The organism is Brevibacterium sp. FAM 24630 (assembly GCF_049804075.1).
Taxonomy (GTDB): domain Bacteria; phylum Actinomycetota; class Actinomycetes; order Actinomycetales; family Brevibacteriaceae; genus Brevibacterium.
Genome location: NZ_JBNBZD010000055.1, coordinates 1 through 1,347, shown reverse-complemented (window position 1 = coordinate 1,347; position 1,347 = coordinate 1). Strand labels below are relative to the sequence as shown.

The 1,347-nt window shown below is 56.8% G+C and carries 2 protein-coding genes; both read left to right on the top strand.

All coding sequences use genetic code 11. From position 1 onward, the window contains the following. Window positions 1-174: 174 nt before the first annotated feature. Window positions 175-1,065, top strand: a complete 891-nt coding sequence (locus ACPUD7_RS17655; protein ID WP_425120639.1) for an MBL fold metallo-hydrolase — start codon at window positions 175-177, stop codon at window positions 1,063-1,065. 54 nt (window positions 1,066-1,119) lie between these two features. After that, window positions 1,120-1,347, top strand: a 228-nt coding sequence (locus ACPUD7_RS17650) for a hypothetical protein (protein ID WP_425120638.1), incomplete at its 3' end; no start/stop codon positions are given.

The window sequence follows — 1,347 nt, the reverse complement described above, 5'->3', positions numbered from 1 at the left end:
TCTCGTGGTGGATGTTGATCGATTAGACACCGTCATCATCTCCCGGAAGTGGTTCGGGGTCGTGTCTCAATGAGAGGTTCTACATGCTCGGATGGGCAGAAATCGTGGCCGCCACTGGGCAGTTCTTGTGGCCAGGAACGGGCATTTCTACTGTCCGCCTATGGGCAGTTTTCCATGGCCGCCAACAATGGAGCCGGCCGCCAACTCGTCCAAGCTGGATACAGCCTCGACAATGTCGTTGGGATGTTCCTGACGCATCTGCATTCGGACCATATTGCAGACCTGGCGTCGATTGCCATGTTCAGCACATTTGAAATCACCAATAGCGACCGTGATCCGATCGTCGTCATCGGGCCGGGAGACCGTGGCGTCTTGCCGACGGTCTCGCCGCATGCGAAAGTCGCGCCACGTCCGATTTCCGAGCAGTCGCCGACTCCCGGGACGGCCGAGACGCTGACCCGGCTTGTCGAAGCGAATGCCACAGACCTCAATGAGCGCATCCTCGATAGTCTTCGACCTTCTCCCCTGGACATGTTCCAGGCAGAGGACATCGTCTTGCCTGAAGGTCTCGGTTTCGAGCCGAACACGAACACTGCGCCCAAGATGTCCCCATTTGTCGTCTATGAGGACAGCAGGGTTCGTGTGTCGGCGATTCTGGTCGAGCACCCGCCCATGGCACCGGCATTCGGCTATCGATTCGACACAGATGATGGATCAGCGGTGATCTCAGGTGATACCGCCTTTACGACGAATATGATCACGCTTGCTCAGGGTGCTGACCTGCTCTTGCATGAGGCTATTGACTTGGAATGGTTGACTGGGAAGTTTCCTGATCCGACGAGTCCTCGCGCTCGAGCCATTCGGAGCCATCATGAGCGTTCGCACACCTCGATCGCAGACGCGGTCGCTATTGCTGAGGCGGCCGAGGTCAATCGACTGGCATTACATCATCTCGTTCCTGGCACTTCGGGACCCTCGCTGAAAAGTCAGTTGGATTCTGCGGCACATCTGTCCCCCATGGTTCCAGATGACCTCGAAGTGCTTCCGTTTGGCCAGAACGAATGAACACGTGAAAACCAGACCCCTGCCTCAGCCCTCTTCCTTCCTGGAGTGACAACGATGTACACGCCCAAGAAACCCAATTTCATCATCGCGACTATCCCTCTGCTGTCCCTGATCTTTATGGCCTTCATGTCCACCGTGTACTGGGGTATCGGCATGCTGTGTTTTGTCAACTTTTTTCCGGCCAAAAGAGCGCCGAAAATCCAGCCAGGCGAGCATGGTTTCCAGCCGTGTGAGCTCCGCGTCCGATACGGGGAACGTGCCTACCCGTGCAGGGCTGCGGAT